The organism is Streptomyces sp. NPDC001634 (assembly GCF_040298185.1).
In the GTDB taxonomy this organism is placed as follows: Bacteria; Actinomycetota; Actinomycetes; order Streptomycetales; family Streptomycetaceae; genus Streptomyces.
Genome location: NZ_JBEOZU010000063.1, coordinates 42439 through 59224 on the forward strand (window position 1 = coordinate 42439; position 16786 = coordinate 59224).

15 protein-coding genes are annotated in these 16786 nt (G+C 70.8%); 7 read left to right on the forward strand and 8 right to left on the reverse strand.

The window, feature by feature from the left end:
* Positions 1-10: 10 nt before the first annotated feature.
* Together ABT186_RS32935 and ABT186_RS32940 are read left to right on the forward strand one after the other, a co-directional pair.
* The gene (locus tag ABT186_RS32935; RefSeq protein ID WP_351221682.1) at positions 11-325 is read left to right on the forward strand and encodes a DUF8847 domain-containing protein; all 315 of its coding nucleotides are present in this window, start codon (positions 11-13) and stop codon (positions 323-325) included.
* Between the two features lie 102 nt (positions 326-427).
* On the forward strand, positions 428-1549 hold the full coding sequence (locus tag ABT186_RS32940) for a C40 family peptidase (RefSeq protein ID WP_502973393.1): 1122 nt from the start codon (positions 428-430) through the stop codon (positions 1547-1549).
* Positions 1550-1818: 269 nt separating this feature from the next.
* On the opposite strand, the gene ABT186_RS32945 is transcribed toward ABT186_RS32940, so the two are convergent.
* The 5 genes from ABT186_RS32945 to ABT186_RS32965 all read right to left on the reverse strand — a co-directional run bounded on the left by ABT186_RS32945 (position 1819) and on the right by ABT186_RS32965 (position 7646).
* Complete coding sequence (locus ABT186_RS32945) at positions 1819-3078, reverse strand: styrene monooxygenase/indole monooxygenase family protein (RefSeq protein ID WP_351221681.1); 1260 nt, start codon at positions 3076-3078, stop codon at positions 1819-1821.
* A gap of 69 nt (positions 3079-3147) precedes the next feature.
* Positions 3148-3786, reverse strand: a complete 639-nt coding sequence (locus ABT186_RS32950; protein ID WP_351221680.1) for a GTP-binding protein — start codon at positions 3784-3786, stop codon at positions 3148-3150.
* The gene (locus ABT186_RS32955; RefSeq protein WP_351928192.1) at positions 3767-4171 is read right to left on the reverse strand and encodes a DUF742 domain-containing protein; all 405 of its coding nucleotides are present in this window, start codon (positions 4169-4171) and stop codon (positions 3767-3769) included. The genes ABT186_RS32950 and ABT186_RS32955 overlap by 20 nt, the downstream gene beginning before the upstream one ends.
* Complete coding sequence (locus ABT186_RS32960) at positions 4168-4671, reverse strand: roadblock/LC7 domain-containing protein (protein WP_351221678.1); 504 nt, start codon at positions 4669-4671, stop codon at positions 4168-4170. Before ABT186_RS32960 ends, ABT186_RS32955 begins: the two co-directional genes overlap by 4 nt.
* Positions 4668-7646 carry a sensor histidine kinase gene (locus ABT186_RS32965; protein ID WP_351221677.1) on the reverse strand — a complete coding sequence of 993 codons (2979 nt, stop codon included), beginning with the start codon at positions 7644-7646 and terminating at the stop codon, positions 4668-4670. Before ABT186_RS32965 ends, ABT186_RS32960 begins: the two co-directional genes overlap by 4 nt.
* Positions 7647-8017: 371 nt before the next feature.
* Between ABT186_RS32965 and ABT186_RS32970 the strand changes: the two genes are divergently transcribed.
* The gene (locus ABT186_RS32970; RefSeq protein ID WP_351221676.1) at positions 8018-8806 is read left to right on the forward strand and encodes a protein phosphatase 2C domain-containing protein; all 789 of its coding nucleotides are present in this window, start codon (positions 8018-8020) and stop codon (positions 8804-8806) included.
* 25 nt (positions 8807-8831) lie between these two features.
* Here ABT186_RS32970 and ABT186_RS32975 read toward each other — a convergent pair whose 3' ends face one another.
* The 3 genes from ABT186_RS32975 to ABT186_RS32985 form a co-directional block, all read right to left on the reverse strand.
* A complete protein-coding gene (locus tag ABT186_RS32975) occupies positions 8832-9347 on the reverse strand; it encodes a MarR family winged helix-turn-helix transcriptional regulator (protein WP_351221675.1) in 516 nt (171 codons plus the stop codon).
* 239 nt (positions 9348-9586) lie between these two features.
* On the reverse strand, positions 9587-12004 hold the full coding sequence (lon, locus tag ABT186_RS32980; protein ID WP_351221674.1) for an endopeptidase La: 2418 nt from the start codon (positions 12002-12004) through the stop codon (positions 9587-9589).
* Between the two features lie 159 nt (positions 12005-12163).
* A complete protein-coding gene (locus tag ABT186_RS32985) occupies positions 12164-12979 on the reverse strand; it encodes a rhomboid-like protein (RefSeq protein WP_351928194.1) in 816 nt (271 codons plus the stop codon).
* 584 nt (positions 12980-13563) lie between these two features.
* Between ABT186_RS32985 and ABT186_RS32990 the strand changes: the two genes are divergently transcribed.
* The 4 genes from ABT186_RS32990 to ABT186_RS33005 all read left to right on the forward strand — a co-directional run.
* A complete protein-coding gene (locus tag ABT186_RS32990; RefSeq protein ID WP_351928196.1) occupies positions 13564-14250 on the forward strand; it encodes a spermidine synthase family protein in 687 nt (228 codons plus the stop codon).
* A gap of 112 nt (positions 14251-14362) precedes the next feature.
* Positions 14363-15100 (forward strand): response regulator transcription factor, encoded by a 738-nt coding sequence (locus ABT186_RS32995; protein ID WP_351221671.1) that lies wholly within the window; start codon positions 14363-14365, stop codon positions 15098-15100.
* Positions 15097-16203: a HAMP domain-containing sensor histidine kinase gene (locus ABT186_RS33000; RefSeq protein WP_351221670.1), complete on the forward strand. Its 1107-nt coding sequence runs from the start codon at positions 15097-15099 to the stop codon at positions 16201-16203. Before ABT186_RS32995 ends, ABT186_RS33000 begins: the two co-directional genes overlap by 4 nt.
* A 281-nt stretch (positions 16204-16484) precedes the next feature.
* Positions 16485-16786 (forward strand): 2-oxoglutarate dehydrogenase E1 subunit family protein (locus ABT186_RS33005; protein ID WP_351928197.1); only part of this gene is annotated, 302 nt, incomplete at its 3' end.

Here is a 16786-nt window from a genome sequence, read left to right on the forward strand (position 1 = left end):
CACTGGTGCGGTGAAGAGCCAAGACACCCCGTTCGTGGGCGGCCCCCTGGACGGGCGCGTCCTGCCGATTCTGCTCGGTCCGACCGGCCATCCGCCGAAGACGTATCGCGTCCCGGTCCCCGACGCGGCCGGCGGCCCGCCCACCGTCCTCGTCTACCGGCGCGTCCAGGCCGGTCAGAGCAAACGGCTCGGCATCCCCCAGGGGTGGAAGTACGAGTACGACCCCGAGGGGGACACCGGCCGGGGTCTGCGGTGGCCGTGGTCCAAGCCGCGTCCGAAGCCAGGCGCCACGCCGGGCGGCGGGCCGGACACCGCCGACGAGTGACCTCCCTGGGCCGAACCGACCACCCGGCGGGCACCCGGGTTGCATACGCCTGATCCTGCCGGTGCGAGATGGACCGACCATCCCCGCACCGGAGGTGATGACGTGTCAGGAATGCTGCTCCGCCTGGCCTGTACGGCGGCGGTGACCGCCTCGGCCGTGCTCGTCCCCGCACGCTCGACGGCCGCCCCCGACCCGGGTGCCGCCCAGAAGGCCCCGCCGAAGAGCCGCCCCGTATCAGAGCTCCTGACGGATCTTCAGCTGAAGTACCGGCAGGCCGAGCGGGCCACCGAGACCTTCAACGCCACCGCCGAGAAGCTGAAGAAGCAGCAGGCCGACGTGGCGCGGCTCGAAGGACGGCTGTCCGGGGCCCGGCTCGCGCTGCAGGAGAGCCGTGGCGCGGTCGGCCGGCTCGCCCGGCAGCAGTACCAGAACAGCACGGACATCTCCCCGTACGTACGCCTTCTGATGGCCCGGGATCCGCAGCACGCGCTCGACGAGGGTCATGTGATCGGGCAGTTGGCACGGGAGCGGGCCGAGAACGTGCGCCGGCTGTCCGGCTCCGAGAAGCGCGCCGACGAACTGGCCCGCAAGGCGCGCAAGGCCCTCGACGAGAAGCTCACCCTGGCCGGACAGCAGCAGAAGGAACGGGACGAGGTCCAGCGGCGGCTGACGGACGTCGAGAAGCTGCTGTCCTCGCTCACCGCCGAACAGCGGGGCCTGCTGGCCGAGTTCGAGCGCAACGGGACCGCCGCGGCGCAGCAGAAGCTCCTGGACTCCGGGGCGCTGGGCCCGGAACGCACACCGACGGCGGAGGGCGACATGGCGGTGCGGTATGCCGTCGAGCAGATCGGGAAGCCGTACGAGTGGGGCGCCCAGGGCCCTAGGGCGTACGACTGTTCGGGGCTGACCTCGCAGGCCTGGGGGCACGCGGGACGGACCATCCCGCGCACCAGCCAGGAGCAGTGGGCCGAGCTGCCGCATGTACGGCTGCGGGACCTGCGCCCCGGCGACCTCGTCGTCTACTACCCCGAGGCCACGCACGTGGCGCTGTACCTCGGGGACGGCATGGTCGTACAGGCCCCGCGCACCGGCGACCGGGTCAGGGTGTCACCGATCGCCGCGAACCCGATCCTGGGCGCGGTCCGCCCCGACCCCCTGAGCAGACCCCTACGGCACTATGAACTGCCGGATCAGGACCTCACCCAGCGACAGTACTTCTTTTGAACCCTCCCCCAGCTGAAGCAGGGATTCCTGGCTCACGTCGCCTACAGGCCAGCGGCCCAACAGGTCTTACACGATCAACACCAGCCGGGTTGGAACCAGCCCGGTTTGGTACGGCACAGCTTGGAGGTGCATGTGCTGGCTTGGCTCTGGCTCAGCACGGTGTACACGCTTGGTTCTCGCGACGCACAGCCCGTAACTTACCCGATCCGAAACCCGGTGATACGACCACCAGCAGTACCTGTGCACCCGGCAACTCGCCTCCGCGAGCGTCAGGCTCCGGACACCGAGGCCAGATATGCCTCCGTCTTCTCGGGCTCGTAGAAGAAGTTCTCGAAGTCCGCCGGGTCGTTGAAACCGTTGGCGAAGCGGTCGGCGACCGGCTGGAGCGCACCCGCCGCGCCGATCAGGTTGAGGACGTGCTCCGGTGGGACACCGAGCATCGCGTTGGTCCACTTGGTTACGTGCTGGGCCACGTCCCAGTAACGGTCGAAGGTCTGCTGCATCCAGGCCTCGTCGAACTCCTTGTCCCCGTGTTCCAGGATCGAGGCGAGGTACGAGGCGGCGCACTTGGATGCCGAGTTGGAGCCCTGCCCGGTGATCGGGTCGTTGGCGACGACCACGTCGGCGACACCGAGCACCAGGCCGCCGCCGGGCAGCCGGCCGATCGGATTGCGGACGGTGGGCGCGTACCGCCCCGACAACGTGGCGTTCGCGTCGGTCAGTTCGACCTTGGTGGCACGCGCGTACTCCCACGGCGTGAACTTCTCCATGAGTTCCAGGGTCAGGGAGAGGTGTTCCGCCGGGTCCTTGACGCCGTGGAAGACATCGAGCGGGCCGCCGGGGATGCCCTCCCAGAAGAGGATGTCCGCGCGGCCGGCAGTGGTCAGGGTCGGCATGACGAACAGCTCGCCCACGCCGGGGACCAGGTTGCAGCGGACCGCGTCGTAGTCCGGATGCTCCGGGCGGGGGCCCAGGCCGTGGACGTAGGCGACCGCGAGGGCGCGCTGCGGCTCGCTGTACGGGGAGCGCGAGGCGTCGCGGCCGAACATCGAGACCAGTTCGCCCTTGCCCGCCGACACCAGCACCAGGTCGTAGGTGCGGGAGAAGTAGTCGAGGTCGGAGACCGCCGCGCCGTGGATGACCAGCTGGCCGCCGCGCTGCGCGAACGTCTCCATCCAGCCGGACATCTTCACCCGCTGGTCCACGGACTGCGCGTACCCGTCGAGCCTGCCCACCCAGTCGATCACGCTCCCCCAGCTACCGCTGGGGGTGCCCCCAGACTCCGGACCGGCCACGGACACCCCGAGCCCCTCGATCTTCGGGGCCTGGGACTCCCAGAAGTTCAGCTGGAGGTCGCGCTCGTGCTGCAGCGCGGTGTGGAACATGCACTGCGTCGACATGACCCGGCCGGTGCGGATCTCGTCCGCGGTCCGGTTGGACATCAGGGTGACCTCGTAGCCGTGCGACTGGAGGCCGAGGGCGAGCTGGAGTCCGGACTGGCCGGCTCCGACGACGAGTATCTTCCGCATGCGGGTGGTGCTCCTAGTCAGGACGAGGGGGTGTCTCATGAACGCCGCGAAGATCCATAAGACACCCCCTCACTCGGGGGTGACGTCCAGCGCGTGGCCGACGAGGGCCAGGAGGGTCTCGATCACCGAGATCCGGCGGCGCGCATCCATGATCATGACAGGTATATGTGCGGGTACGGTGAGGGCGTCGCGCACATCCTCGGGATCGAACCGCTCGCTGCCGTCGAAGTGGTTGACCGCGACGATGTAGGGCAGCCCGCTGCTCTCGAAGTAGTCGAGCGCCGGGAAGCAGTCCGCGAGCCGCCGGGTGTCGGCCAGGACGACCGCGCCGATCGCTCCGCGCACCAGGTCGTCCCACATGAACCAGAACCGCTGCTGACCCGGCGTGCCGAAGAGGTAGAGCACCAGGTCGTCGTCGAGCGTGATGCGGCCGAAGTCCATGGCCACCGTGGTGGTCAGCTTCCCCGGCGTCCCGGTCAGGTCGTCGGTCTCCTCGCTGGCCTCGGTCATCAGCGCCTCCGTCTGGAGCGGCGTGATCTCCGAGACGGCGGTCACCAGGGTGGTCTTGCCGACGCCGAAGCCGCCCGCCACCACGATCTTCGTGGCGATCGGGGCCCGCGTGCGGTCCGTCTGCCAGGCCTTCAGATCCTCGCCGGGCTCGACGAGTCGGTCGACGCCCGGGGAGGCGTCAGAGACGACGGAGTCCACTCAGCACCCTTTCCAGCAGAGCGCGGTCCGGCTGTCCGGGGCCGTGACCGGTTCCGTACACACGGATCTTTCCCTGGTCCGCGAGGTCGCTGAGGAGCACGCGGACCACCCCGAGCGGCATCCTCAGCAGAGCCGCGATCTCCGCCACCGTGCGCATACGGCGGCAGAGTTCGACGATGGCCCGCATCTCGGGCATGACCCGGGTGGCCAGTGAACCATTGGTCAGCTCACGCCGTTCCTCGGGGGCCTCCAGGGCCGCCACGAAGGTCTCGACGAGCAGGACATGGCCGAAGCGGGTGCGGCCCCCGGTGAGCGAATAGGGGCGTACGCGGGCGGGTTTGCGGTCGCCGCCGCGCACCGGAAGCTTCTTGTGCTTGCCGCTCATCGGACGCCACCCGCCGACTCGGCCTCCAGGGACCTGCGCAGCTCGCTGCGGAGTTCGGGCGTCAGGACGTGTCCGGCGCGGCCGACGAAGAGCGCCATGTGGTACGCCACCACGCTCATGTCGCAGTCCGCGGACCCGTGCACGCCGAGCAGCGAGCCGTCGCTGATGGACATGACGAAGAGGCTGCCCTCGTCCATCGCGACCATCGTGTGCTTGACCCTGCCGAAGTCCATCAGCTTGGCGGCGCCGATGGTGAGGCTGCCGACGCCGGAGACGATGGTGGCGAGGTCGGCGGAGGACCCTCTCGGGCCGCGGGGCCGGTCGTCCCGGCCGGCGCGGGCCTCTGCGTTCCGTCCGGGGTCGGACGAGAGCAGGAGCAGGCCGTCGGAGGAGACCACCGCGACCGACAGCAGTCCCGGCACCTCCTCGACGAGGTTCGTCAGCAGCCAGTGCAGATTGCGGGCCTCACTGCTCAGTCCGAAGGTACTGGGCGCGGTCAACTGCTTGCCTCCTCGACTGTGCCCCCCGATGGTTCTACGTCCTGTGCTGTGCCGGGTGTTGCGCTCTGGGGTGGTTCCGTGGGCCGGTGCGCGGGCGCCTTCGTCTCCCCCGTCCTCTCGGCGATCTCCGCCTCGACATGGCGGTGGCCCTCCTTGGCACCCCGGTGGAACCCGCCGAGCCTGCGACGCAGCGCCTCGGCGTCCACACCACCCACGCGCGGCCGTGGGGCCGGGACGGGTGCGGAGATCTTCGGGGTGCGCTTGGGCAGGCCCTTGGCGGTGAGCCGGGGGACCTCGGGCTCCTCGGGCGCCTGGGGCTGCTCCTGGGAATCGCCCGGAAGCTCGGGCGCGGGCGGCTGCCCGCCTTCGTCGGCGGTGCGTTCGTGGCTGTCGGGTCCTATGGCGTACGGGTCGGCCGAGGACTGGGCGGGGAAACCCGCGGGAGCGGGGGCGGGTTCGTCCACCCGGGGCGACGGAAGCAGCAGCTCCATCGTGGTCTCCGGGCCGGACTCGACGGCACCCGGCCCCGGGACCGGGTGCGGCTCCGGGTCCGCCTGGGCGAGCTGCTCGCGGGCAGGCTCGTCGCCGTCCGGCACAGAGGCGTCGTCCAGCACGGGCTCGTCCTCACGTACGGCGTCTTCCGTCCGTACGGACGCACCCTCGCGTACGGCGTCCCCCTCCCGTACGGGCGTCTGCGGCTCCTCGCTCGTCTCCCGCTCCCGTACGGCGTGTTCCGCGGCCGCGATCAGCGGGTCCTCGTCGCCCTTCGGCGGAGGGACGGTGATCCGCGGACGGCTGCTGAGGACGTTGGAGTTGGCCTCCGCGTCGGCGCCCGGCAGGGACAGTGAGGACGCACCGCCTGCGACCGGTCCCGCGGTGGGAACGGCGGCTGCCGGGGCCTGGGCGAGCAGCGGCTCGGGCAGGACGACGACCGCGGTGACGCCGCCCTGCTTCTGCTCACGCAGCCGGACGCGGACGTGGTGCCGGTGGGCGAGGCGGGCCACCACGTACAGACCGAGCCCGAGGCCCTCGCCGCTCTCCTGGTCGTAGGGGTCGTCCGGGTCGAAATCGGAGAGCCGGGTGTTGAGCCGGCTCATCCGCTCGCCGCTCATGCCGATGCCCTCGTCCTGCACGGAGAGCATCACCTCGCCGTTCTCCAGGAGCCAGCCGGAGACCTCGACGGCGACGTCCGGCGGCGAGAAGGAGGTGGCGTTCTCCAGGAGTTCGGCCAGCAGATGCGAGAGGTCGTCGGCGGCGAAACCCGCGATGTGCGCGTGCGGCGGCAGCGCGGCGATACGGACGCGCTCGTACCGCTCGATCTCGCTGACCGCGGCGCGCACGACGTCCACGAGCGGTACGGGCCCGGCGTGCTGCTGGACGTGCTCGGCACCGGCCAGGACCAGGAGGTTCTCGCTGTGCCGGCGCATGACCGTGGCGAAGTGGTCGAGCCGGAAGAGCGTCGAGAGCCGCTCCGGATCCTGTTCCCGCTCCTCCAGGCCCTCGATCACGGTGAGCTGGCGCTCGACCAGACCGAGGGTGCGCAGGGCGAGGTTGACGAAGGTGGAGTGGATGCTGTGCCGGACCTGCTCCAGGTGGGTGGCGGCCTCGGCGAGCTCGCTGCGCAGCCTGGCCCGCTCGTCGGCCATGGTCTGCCGCTGGCCGACGAGGTGCTTGCGGTCGGCCTCCAGGGTGGAGAGGCGTTCCCGGAGGGCGACGGCATGCGCGTGCAGGGCGTTGACCGAGCGGACGACCTGGGCGAACTCGTCGTTGCGCCCGGTGAACTTCACCGGTTCCTCGGTGGCCGGATCGGCGGCCACGCGGGCCGAGCCGAGGCGGAGGACGGCGAGCGGGCGGGTGAGGCTGCGGGCCATCGCCATGGCGATGCCGACGGCGACGAGCAGGAGCGCGCCGAGGACGGCGATGCGGATCTCCAGCGCGGTGACGTCGTCGTCGCGCAGCCGGGCGAGGTCCTTGCTGCGGCTCTCGTAGAGGGAGGCCTCGACTCCGCGCATCAGGTCGACACGGGCGGAGAGGGCCGCGTCGACCTTCTTGGTACTGAGGCCGAGGTCGCTGTCGGAGAGGGTGGGCTGGTCCGTGAGGGCCGTGAGGTACTTCTCGGCCGAGTTGACCTCGGGGCCGGTGACCGTGGAGTCGTACGAGGCCCGGGCCTCCTTGGCCCCGGTGTCGCGGAAGTCGGCGACGGCCGCGTCGGACCTGACGGCGGCCTGCTGGGCGGCGGCGCTGAGCGCGTCGCGCTGTTTGGTGTCGGCGTCCGACGAGCCGGTGGTGGTCGTCGCCAGGCCGGTGACCGGGTTGATGACGGTCTGGGTGGTGTGCGGGATGTTCAGGGCCGCAAGGAGCAGTCCGCGGGCGGCGGCGGCCTGCTGCACGGCGCTGTCGAGCTCGGCGAGGGCATGGGTGCCGGACCCGGCGCGGGGCGGGATCTTCTCCGCCAGCTCCTCGGCGAGGGCGTGCAGCTCGGTGATGGTGGCGGAGTACGCCTGGTGCGCTTCGAGAGCGGTGCTCTTCTCGACGAGCGCCGCTCTCCGTACGGAACCCACCTCGTCGAGGACCCTGCGGAGCGCGGCGGAGATGTCCGCATTGGCGCGCAGGTCCTCGATCTCCCGGTCGACACGGGCGCTCTGCTGCTCGGCGGGCACCTTCGACTTGGGGCGCCCGGCGGCCACGTACGACGTCACCGCGTCACGCTCGTCGGCCAGCGAGTGGGCGAGGGCGAGGGCGTCCTGGGTCTGCTCGGCGAGCGTCACCAGGTTCTGGGAGTCGTTCAGCTGACCGGAGGCGGCGACGATGCCCGGCGCCCCGGCGCCGGCGATCGCGGCGGCGACCACGGCCACCGCGACGATGAGCCGGTTGCGCACATGGGCAGGACGACGGCCGCTGCCCGCGGACTCGGACGAGGTGTCCCGTTCGGGGGCCGTCTGCTTGCCTGCGCGCCGAGGCCGCATCTTCTGCACCGGTGCTCGCATTCCTGACTCGTGTACCCATGGGCCCGGGTGACGGTCCGTCAACTGGGGCGTCATCCCGGTACGACGGCTTCCGACCCTCCCAGTGCCGGTGGGCAGAGGTCCCGCTTCGCCTGACCCGCCACCCGAAGGAGTGAACCTCGGCGGGGAGTTGGCGGGCAAGTTCCTCCGGCCCGTTCGGGGCACGCACAGGGCGGGCCGGTTGCACGCAGGCGGCACACTTTGGCAGTATTCGCCGCCACGGTTCACCGGAATAGATCATTCCGTACCAAACCAGGCGCCTGACCTGCCGACTCGCACCGTTTCCGCAACCGTTGCCAGCCTTTCGTGGACCGTGTGAAGGGGTCGTGCAGACTGGCCGAATGCGTACTGAACTGATTTCCGAGCCCGGCGACCCGGCCCGTCCCAACGAGGACTTCGCGGCACTCGTCCTTCCGGCTTCAGGACAGGGCGGGGCGCTGGTCGTCCTGGACGGCGTGACTCCGCCGCCGGGCGACGACGGCTGTCTTCATTCCGTCCACTGGTTCTGCGCACATCTCGGCGGAACACTGACCGAACTGTCCGTTTCCCGCCGTGATCTGACGCTGCCGGAGATCCTTTCCCACGCCATTCGTCGTACCGCCGAGGCCCACAAGACCACCTGTGACCTTTCTCACCCGCGTACCCCCCAGGCAACCGCGGTGCTCGCCCGCTGGTCCGGGGTCACGGTGGAGTACCTGGTCCTGTCGGACTCGGCCTTCCTGGCCGAGGCCCCCGACGGCACGATCACGGCCCTGCTGGACGACCGCCTGGCCCGCGTCCCACGGGCCAGTCTGGCGACGGACGCGACAGCCGACGCCACGGTCCGCAACAAGGACGGCGGCTTCTTCACGGCGGCCGCGGACCCCTCGGTCGCAGCCCGCGCGGTCACGGGCGAACTCCCGCGCACGCAGGTACGGGCCCTCGCGGCACTGACGGACGGCGCGACCCGCTGGAGCGAGAAGTTCCACCAGGGCGACTGGACGGACCTTTTCACATTCGTCCGCAAGGAGGGGGCGGCCGCGCTCGTCGAGCGCGTACGGGCCCTGGAGACCGCCGACCGTGAGGAGCGGGCGCACCTGGGCCGCAGCAAGACGCACGACGACGCGACCGTGGTGTACGTGGAACTGTGAGAGCGGGCCGGGCAGCCCGGGCGGACTACTTCTCCATGCCCAGGTTCAACTGGTGCAGCAGCCGGGCCAGTTCCGCGACCTCGCGCGGGTCCCAGTGGGCGAGCTGGCTCACATAGCGGGCGCGGCGGGCCTCGCGCACGCGGCCGACGCGGCTGCGGCCCTCGTCGGTGAGGTGGACGAGCCAGGCGCGTCCGTCCGCCGGGTCGGGTTCCCGGGCGACCAGGCCGAGGTCCTCCAGGGCACGGAGCTGGCGGGACATCGTGGCCTTGCCGACCCCGATGTAGGCGGCGAGTTCGGTGGCGCGCTGACGGCCGCACTCGTCGAGCCGTACGAGAAGGCCGTACGCGGCGGACTCCAGGTCCGGGTGGACCTCGCGGGCCATCTCGCCCTGGCTGGCACGGGCGCGGCGCAGGAATACGGTGAGCTCCCGCTCCAGCGACAGGAACTCCCGGTCCGCACCACCGCCGGGCGCGCCCGCCGACCCGGCGCCGCTCGCCGGCGCACCGGGCAGGCGCCCCTCGCCGTTTCCGTCCACGTGCACCTCAGTACCCCTGACCCGGTTTCCCGATCCTGAAAGTTTCTGCCGAAACGTCTCCATCGCCGCAGCTCCGTCAGTATTTCGCAGGCGTGGACCAACGGCAGCCTCCGGCCCCGGCGAACAGGCAGTGGTCGGCGGCTCGCCGGAGGGCGGCGACCGGTGACCGCTCCGGACGCAGGGCAAGGCGAAGGCCCGGGCCTCCCTCACGGAACCCGGGCCTTCCCTTGATCCGGTAGCGTCCGTCACGCCGCCACCGGAACCTCCGGCGTCGCACCGTTCGTGGCCGGCGCGAGCGCCAGCTCCAGGACCTGGCGGACGTCCGTGACGGCGTGGACGTCCAGCTTGTCCAGCACCTCGGCCGGGACGTCGTCCAGGTCGGGCTCGTTGCGCTTGGGGATGATGACGGTCGTGACACCCGCCCGGTGCGCGGCGAGCAGCTTCTGCTTCACCCCGCCGATGGGCAGGACACGGCCGGTCAGCGAGACCTCACCCGTCATCGCCACGTCCGTACGGACCAGCCGGCCCGACAGGAGCGAGGCCAGCGCGGTCGTCATCGTGATGCCCGCGCTCGGGCCGTCCTTCGGGACCGCGCCCGCCGGGAAGTGGATGTGCACGCCCCGGTCCTTCAGGTCGCCCACCGGGAGTTCGAGTTCGGCGCCGTGGGAGCGCAGGAAGCTGAGCGCGATCTGCGCGGACTCCTTCATCACGTCGCCGAGCTGACCGGTCAGGGTCAGGCCCGCCGCGCCCGTCTCCGGGTCGGCCAGCGACGCCTCCACATAGAGGACGTCACCGCCGGCACCGGTGACCGCGAGACCGGTCGCCACACCGGGAACGGCCGTACGGCGCTCGGCCGGGTCCTGGGCGGACTCGGGCACGTGGTGCGGACGCCCGAGCAGCCCGCGCAGGTCCTCGTCCCGGACCGTGAACGGCAGCTCCCGCTCGCCCAGTTCATGCTGGGCCGCGACCTTGCGGAGCAGGCGCGCGATCGACCGCTCCAGGTTCCGTACGCCCGCCTCCCGGGTGTACTCGCCGGCGAGCTTGCGCAGCGCGCCCTCGTCGAGGGTGACCTCGTCCTTGTTCAGACCCGTCCGCTCCAGCTGGCGCGGGAGCAGGTGGTCACGGGCGATGACGACCTTCTCGTCCTCGGTGTAGCCGTCCAGACGGACCAGCTCCATACGGTCGAGCAGGGCCTCCGGGATGGCTTCGAGGACGTTCGCGGTCGCGAGGAACACGACGTCGGACAGGTCGAGCTCGACCTCCAGGTAGTGGTCCCGGAAGGTGTGGTTCTGCGCCGGGTCCAGGACCTCCAGCAGGGCCGCGGCCGGGTCGCCGCGGAAGTCGGAGCCGACCTTGTCGATCTCGTCCAGCAGGACCACCGGGTTCATCGACCCGGCCTCCTTGATGGCGCGGACGATCCGGCCGGGCAGGGCACCGACGTATGTACGCCGGTGGCCGCGGATCTCGGCCTCGTCGCGTACGCCGCCGAGGGCGACCCGGACGAACTTCCGGCCCATGGCGTGCGCGACGGACTCGCCGAGGCTGGTCTTGCCGACGCCGGGCGGCCCGACGAGGGCGAGCACCGCCCCGCCGCGGCGGCCGCCGACGACACCCAGCCCCCGGTCGGAGCGCCGCTTGCGCACCGCCAGGTACTCGGTGATGCGTTCCTTCACGTCCTCCAGGCCCGCGTGCTCGGCGTCGAGGACGGCCTTGGCGCCGCGGATGTCGTACTCGTCCTCGGTGCGCTCGTTCCAGGGCAGCTCCAGCACGGTGTCGAGCCACGTCCGGATCCACGACCCCTCGGGCGACTGGTCGCTCGACCGCTCCAGCTTGTCGACCTCCTTGAGCGCGGCCTCACGGACCTTCTCGGGGAGATCGGCGGCCTCGACGCGCGCCCGGTAGTCGTCGGACTCCTCGCCCTCCTTGCTGTCGCCGTTCAGCTCGCGCAGCTCCTTGCGGACGGCCTCCAGCTGACGGCGCAGCAGGAACTCGCGCTGCTGCTTGTCGACGCCCTCCTGGACGTCCTTGGCGATGGACTCGGCGACGTCCTGCTCGGCGAGGTGGTCGCGCAGCTGCTGGGTGGCGAGCTTCAGCCGGGTGACCGGGTCCGCGGTCTCCAGGAGCTCCACCTTCTGCTCGGTGGTCAGGAAGGGCGAGTAGCCCGAGTTGTCGGCGAGCGCGGACACGTCGTCGATGGCCTGCACCCGGTCGACGACCTGCCAGGCACCCCGCTTCCGCAGCCAGCTGGTGGCGAGGGCCTTGTACTCCTTGACCAGATCGGCGATGTGTCCGGGCAGGGGGTCGGGCACGGTCTCGTCGAGCCGGGTGCCCTCCACCCACAGCGCGGCACCGGGCCCCGTCGTGCCGGCACCGATCTTCACCCGGCCCCGGCCCCGGATGAGCGCACCCGGGTCGCCGTCGGCGAGCCGGCCGACCTGCTCGACGGTGCCGAGCACGCCGGTGCTCGCGTACGTCCCGTCGATGCGGGGTACCAGAAGGACCTTCGGCTTGCCGGGCTCCGACCGCGCGGCGGCCTGGGCGGCCTCCACGGCGGCGCGCACATCGGCGTCGTTCAGGTCCAGAGGTACCACCATCCCGGGCAGCACGACCTCGTCGTCGAGCGGCAGCACAGGCAAGGTGAGCGGTGTGGACGTCGAAGCCATGATCTCCCCTTCGGCAGTCAAGTTGAGTTATGCCGACTCAATGCCTGAGAGGATTCGATTGTTCCCTCACGGGTGTTCGCTGTGAGCGATCACGTCGGACGGCCTCCTGAGCTGCGGAGAAAGGCAGTTGTCGCCGAGGGTCGTCCGCCGGGGCCTCAGTTACGCAGCCGACGCCGAGAGGGCCTCGGGGCCGGTCTGCCGCCATCGGCGTACCAGCGGCCAGGTCGCGATGCCGATCGCCAGGGAGAGCAGGTGGCCGCAGTCGCTCAGCGGATCCGCGAACTCGGCCAGGTCCTGGAGCAGCATTCCGCCGAACACGATGAGCACCGGCCAGCGCAGCCACGGCCGCAGCAGGCCCGCCAGTGCGCCGACACTCGCCGCGACGCCGAAGCTGATGCCGTAGTCGAGGCGGTGCAGGGAGCTCTCGGGGAGGTGGCCCGCCAGCACCAGGAGCCCGATCGGGACCTCGGTGGCCAGGGTGGCGAGCACATGGCCGAGCAGGAAGACGACGGCCGTGCGCCGGCCGCCTATCCGCCGCTCCAGCGACGTCAGCACGATCAGGAAGACGAGCGAGTACGACGACATCATCCCGCCCGCGATCCACAGCGCGCTGGCTACCAGCACCAGCACCGGGCTCTGGACCAGATGGGCGACGTCGGTGCTGGAGTCCTGGTACAGGGTGTGCACGAGCGTCGGGTCGGCGTGCTCGGCGAACAGGGACGTCACAACGAGCACGGCCGCGTACCCGAAGGTGAAGGGCGTTCCCGTGGGGGTCGGCAGGAGCAGCCAGGAGCGCGGGACCGTCCTGGGGGCCGGTGCCGGGGCCGCGTCCGGAACGACTGCGGTCGTGGCCTGCGCCGGGGCCTGGTCTTCCGGGGGCAGCACCGTCCGCTGGCGCGGCATGCCGTCCAGGAGTGGCGCGCCCGTCCCGGGGGCCGTGAGCGTGGCGTCAGCCGCCGAGACCGTACGTTCCAAGGCGAGGAACTCCTTCCGTCACGCTCCACCCTTCGTGCCGCGCGGGTCGCTGTCTATGACCGACGCCACCGGAGACGCGATTCATAGCAACTTCTCAGATGCTTTCTGCGTCCGGGGCCAACCTGCGAACGCATGTTCGGAATCAGGGCGGCGTGGCCTGCTTACGCGTCCGGATACGTTCTCGGGTGCGCGTACGTCTCAACACGGCGGTGCATGCGGCGAGTTCCGTGCCCCGATCCTCGATGACCGGCTCGACCACAGGGAGTTCGGCCTCGGACCTCGGCCGGCATCGGCAGCCACTGACGGTCCCGGGGCACGCCGGGCAGCCGCGGGGCCACCGTCGGGAACCGCCGCGCGGCCCCGTCGAGGCGGCAACACCGTGCGGCCGGGAGGGCGAGCGCGACACCGGGGCGCCCGGCAAACGGGCAGCCGTCCACCATGCCCGTCCTCTCGCCCCTTCGAACCCAGGCACGGGCAACGGGGGCGCGAGGCCTGTACGCCGGGGGCGCGGGCGCTCGTCGCGCGCGCCCTCCGTCCGGGAAAATCCCTCGTCCGTTGCGTACTCCGTCACCAGAATGAGGCCCATGCCTCATCCGTACGACACCTGCGAGACCCCGGAAGTCCTGGACCGACGCGAGGGTCCCCACGGTGAGGTCGTGCTGCGACGCCACGGCGCGCTGCTGCAGATCATCGCCAACGGCTGCTTCCTGATGGACACCTCCGACGGACGCTCGGAGCGGCTGCTCGTCGACGCCGCGTACGACGCCCTGGACGGACGCCCCGAGCCGGATGTGCTGATCGGCGGGCTCGGCGTCGGCTTCTCGCTCGCCCACACATCGGCCGATCCGCGCTGGGGACGGATCACCGTCGTCGAACGCGAGCGCGCCATCATCGACTGGCACCTGGGCGGCCCGCTGTCCGCGTTGTCCGCGGATGCGCTCGCCGACCGGCGCACACGCATCCTCGCCGCCGATCTGGTCACTTACGTGCATGAGACATCGGACACGTACGACGCGCTGTGCCTGGACATCGACAACGGGCCCGGCTGGACGGTCACGGAGGACAACGACAGCCTGTACTCGACGGCCGGATTGGCAAGCTGCGCAAGGGTGTTGAGGCCCGGCGGGGTACTGGCGGTGTGGTCGGCGCAGCCCTCTCCCGAATTTGAAGGATCCCTCTGGAATGCCGGGTTCCAGCAGGTGCGTACCGAAGAGGTGCCCGTTGCCCGGGGCGTTCCCGACGTCGTGCACCTCGCCGTCAGACCTGGATAGCCGACTCGCGGTAACTCCCCGTACGCTGCATCCCTGACGCGGATCATTCAAGCGTCAAACGCAGTCATGGGATCACCCCACGGATTCCGGAAAGCAACCCCAGGGGCGGGCGATGGAGCAGACACACACCGCGCACAACGGCACGACGGCGACCCCGGGCGCTCAGCGGCGGGTTCTGGTGGTCGAGGACGACCCGACGATCGTCGAGGCCATCGCCGCCCGCTTGCGCGCCGAAGGATTCCTCGTGCAAACGGCCGGCGACGGCCCGGCGGCCGTCGATACGGCCGAGGCATGGCAGCCGGACCTGCTGATCCTCGACATCATGCTGCCGGGCTTCGACGGCCTGGAGGTCTGTCGCCGTGTGCAGGCACAGCGCCCGGTGCCGGTGCTGATGCTCACCGCACGCGACGACGAGACGGACATGCTGGTCGGGCTCGGCGTCGGCGCCGACGACTACATGACCAAGCCGTTCTCGATGCGCGAGCTCGCGGCGCGGGTGCACGTGCTGCTGCGCCGGGTGGAGCGGGCCGCACTGGCCGCCTCGACGCCGCGCAGCGGCATCCTGCGCCTCGGCGAACTGGAGATCGACCACGCCCAGCGCCGGGTCCGTGTGCGCAGCGAGGACGTCCATCTGACGCCCACCGAGTTCGACCTGCTCGTATGCCTGGCGAACACGCCCCGCGCCGTACTCTCCCGCGAGCAGCTGCTCGCGGAGGTGTGGGACTGGGCGGACGCCTCCGGCACCCGGACCGTCGACAGCCACATCAAGGCGCTGCGCCGGAAGATCGGCGCCGAGCGGATCCGCACGGTGCACGGCGTGGGCTACGCGCTGGAGACCCCGACGCCATGAGCTCCGGGCCGGCCGCACGGAGAAGCCCCGGGGAACCCTGGGGCGGCGTTCGCCCGTTCTCGATCAAGACCAAGCTCGGCGCGCTGGTCGTCATCTCGGTGCTGATCACCACGGGTCTGCTCATGATCGCGGTGCGCACCGCGACAGAGCTGCGCTTCATCACGGTGTTCTCGATGATCGCCACGCTGCTCATTACGCAGTTCGTGGCGCATTCGCTCACCGCGCCGCTGGACGAGATGAACGCGGTGGCCCGGTCCATCTCGCAGGGCGACTACACCCGCCGGGTCCGCGACCACCGCAGGGACGAGATGGGCGACCTCGCCCACACGATCAACCTGATGGCCGACGAACTGGAGGCCCAGGACCGTCAGCGCAAGGAGCTGGTGGCGAACGTCTCGCACGAGCTGCGCACGCCCATCGCGGGCCTGCGCGCGGTGCTGGAGAACATCGTGGACGGGGTCACGCAGGCCGACCCCGAGACGATGCGCACGGCCCTGAAGCAGACCGAGCGCCTCGGGCGCCTGGTGGAGACCCTGCTGGACCTCTCCCGCCTGGACAACGGCGTGGTCCCGCTGAAGATGCGCCGCTTCGAGGTGTGGCCGTATCTCTCGGGCGTCCTCAAGGAGGCCCAGATGGTGTCCACGGCACGCGCGGGGATCGCCTCGGGCTCCGGCAGCCACACCCGTACGGACGTACATCTGCACCTCGACGTCTCCCCGCCGGAGCTGACCGCGAACGCCGACCCTGAGCGCATCCACCAGGTCGTGGCCAACCTGATCGACAACGCGGTCAAGCACAGCCCGCCGCACGGCCGCGTGACGGTGAAGGCCCGGCGCGGCTCCACCCCGGACTCCCTGGAACTGGAGGTGCTGGACGAGGGTCCCGGCATCCCCCAGTCGGAGTGGCACCGGGTCTTCGAGCGGTTCAACCGCGGCGCCGTGAGCGCGCCGCACGGGCCGGGCAGCGACGGCGGCACGGGCCTGGGCCTGGCGATCGCCCGCTGGGCGGTGGATCTGCACGGTGGCCGGATCGGTGTGGCCGAATCCACTCGGGGTTGCCGGATCCAGGTCACCCTTCCGGGAGAGCCATCCCTGCCGAGTTGACGTAGAGTTCGAAGCGGAGCAACAAGATCCACGCGAGTCCCCGCTGACGGACACGTGTGATCAGGCAAAGGCCCGCGCACTCCCCGCGCCGGGCCGGGGTCGTCGCACCCCTTTCAAACCGGAACCACGCTTGTTTCCCGCCATTTCCTCCACCGAAACACGCTTTCCGATGTGACTTACGCGACGATGAACCGGCCCGACCTGACCTTCACGGTCATGGAGGCGTAGCCTTGATTCCCGCTGTCCATCACCTTGTGAAGCGGAAGAGGGCGGTTGCCGCCGTGTCGCCACAGTCCCCCAGTAACTCGAACATCTCGACCGACGACCAAGCCGGGAAGAACCCCGCGGCCGCGTTCGGTCCGAACGAGTGGCTCGTCGACGAGATCTATCAGCAGTACCTCCAGGACCCGAATTCGGTAGACCGTGCCTGGTGGGACTTCTTCGCCGACTACAAGCCGGGGGCCCCTGCCTCCTCGGCTACGGCGGGTACTGCGGCCGCGGGGGCCGCAGAGACCACCACGACGGCCCAGGCGGCACCCGCTGCCGTGGCGCCCGCCGTGCCGGCCGCCGCTCCTGCGGCGCC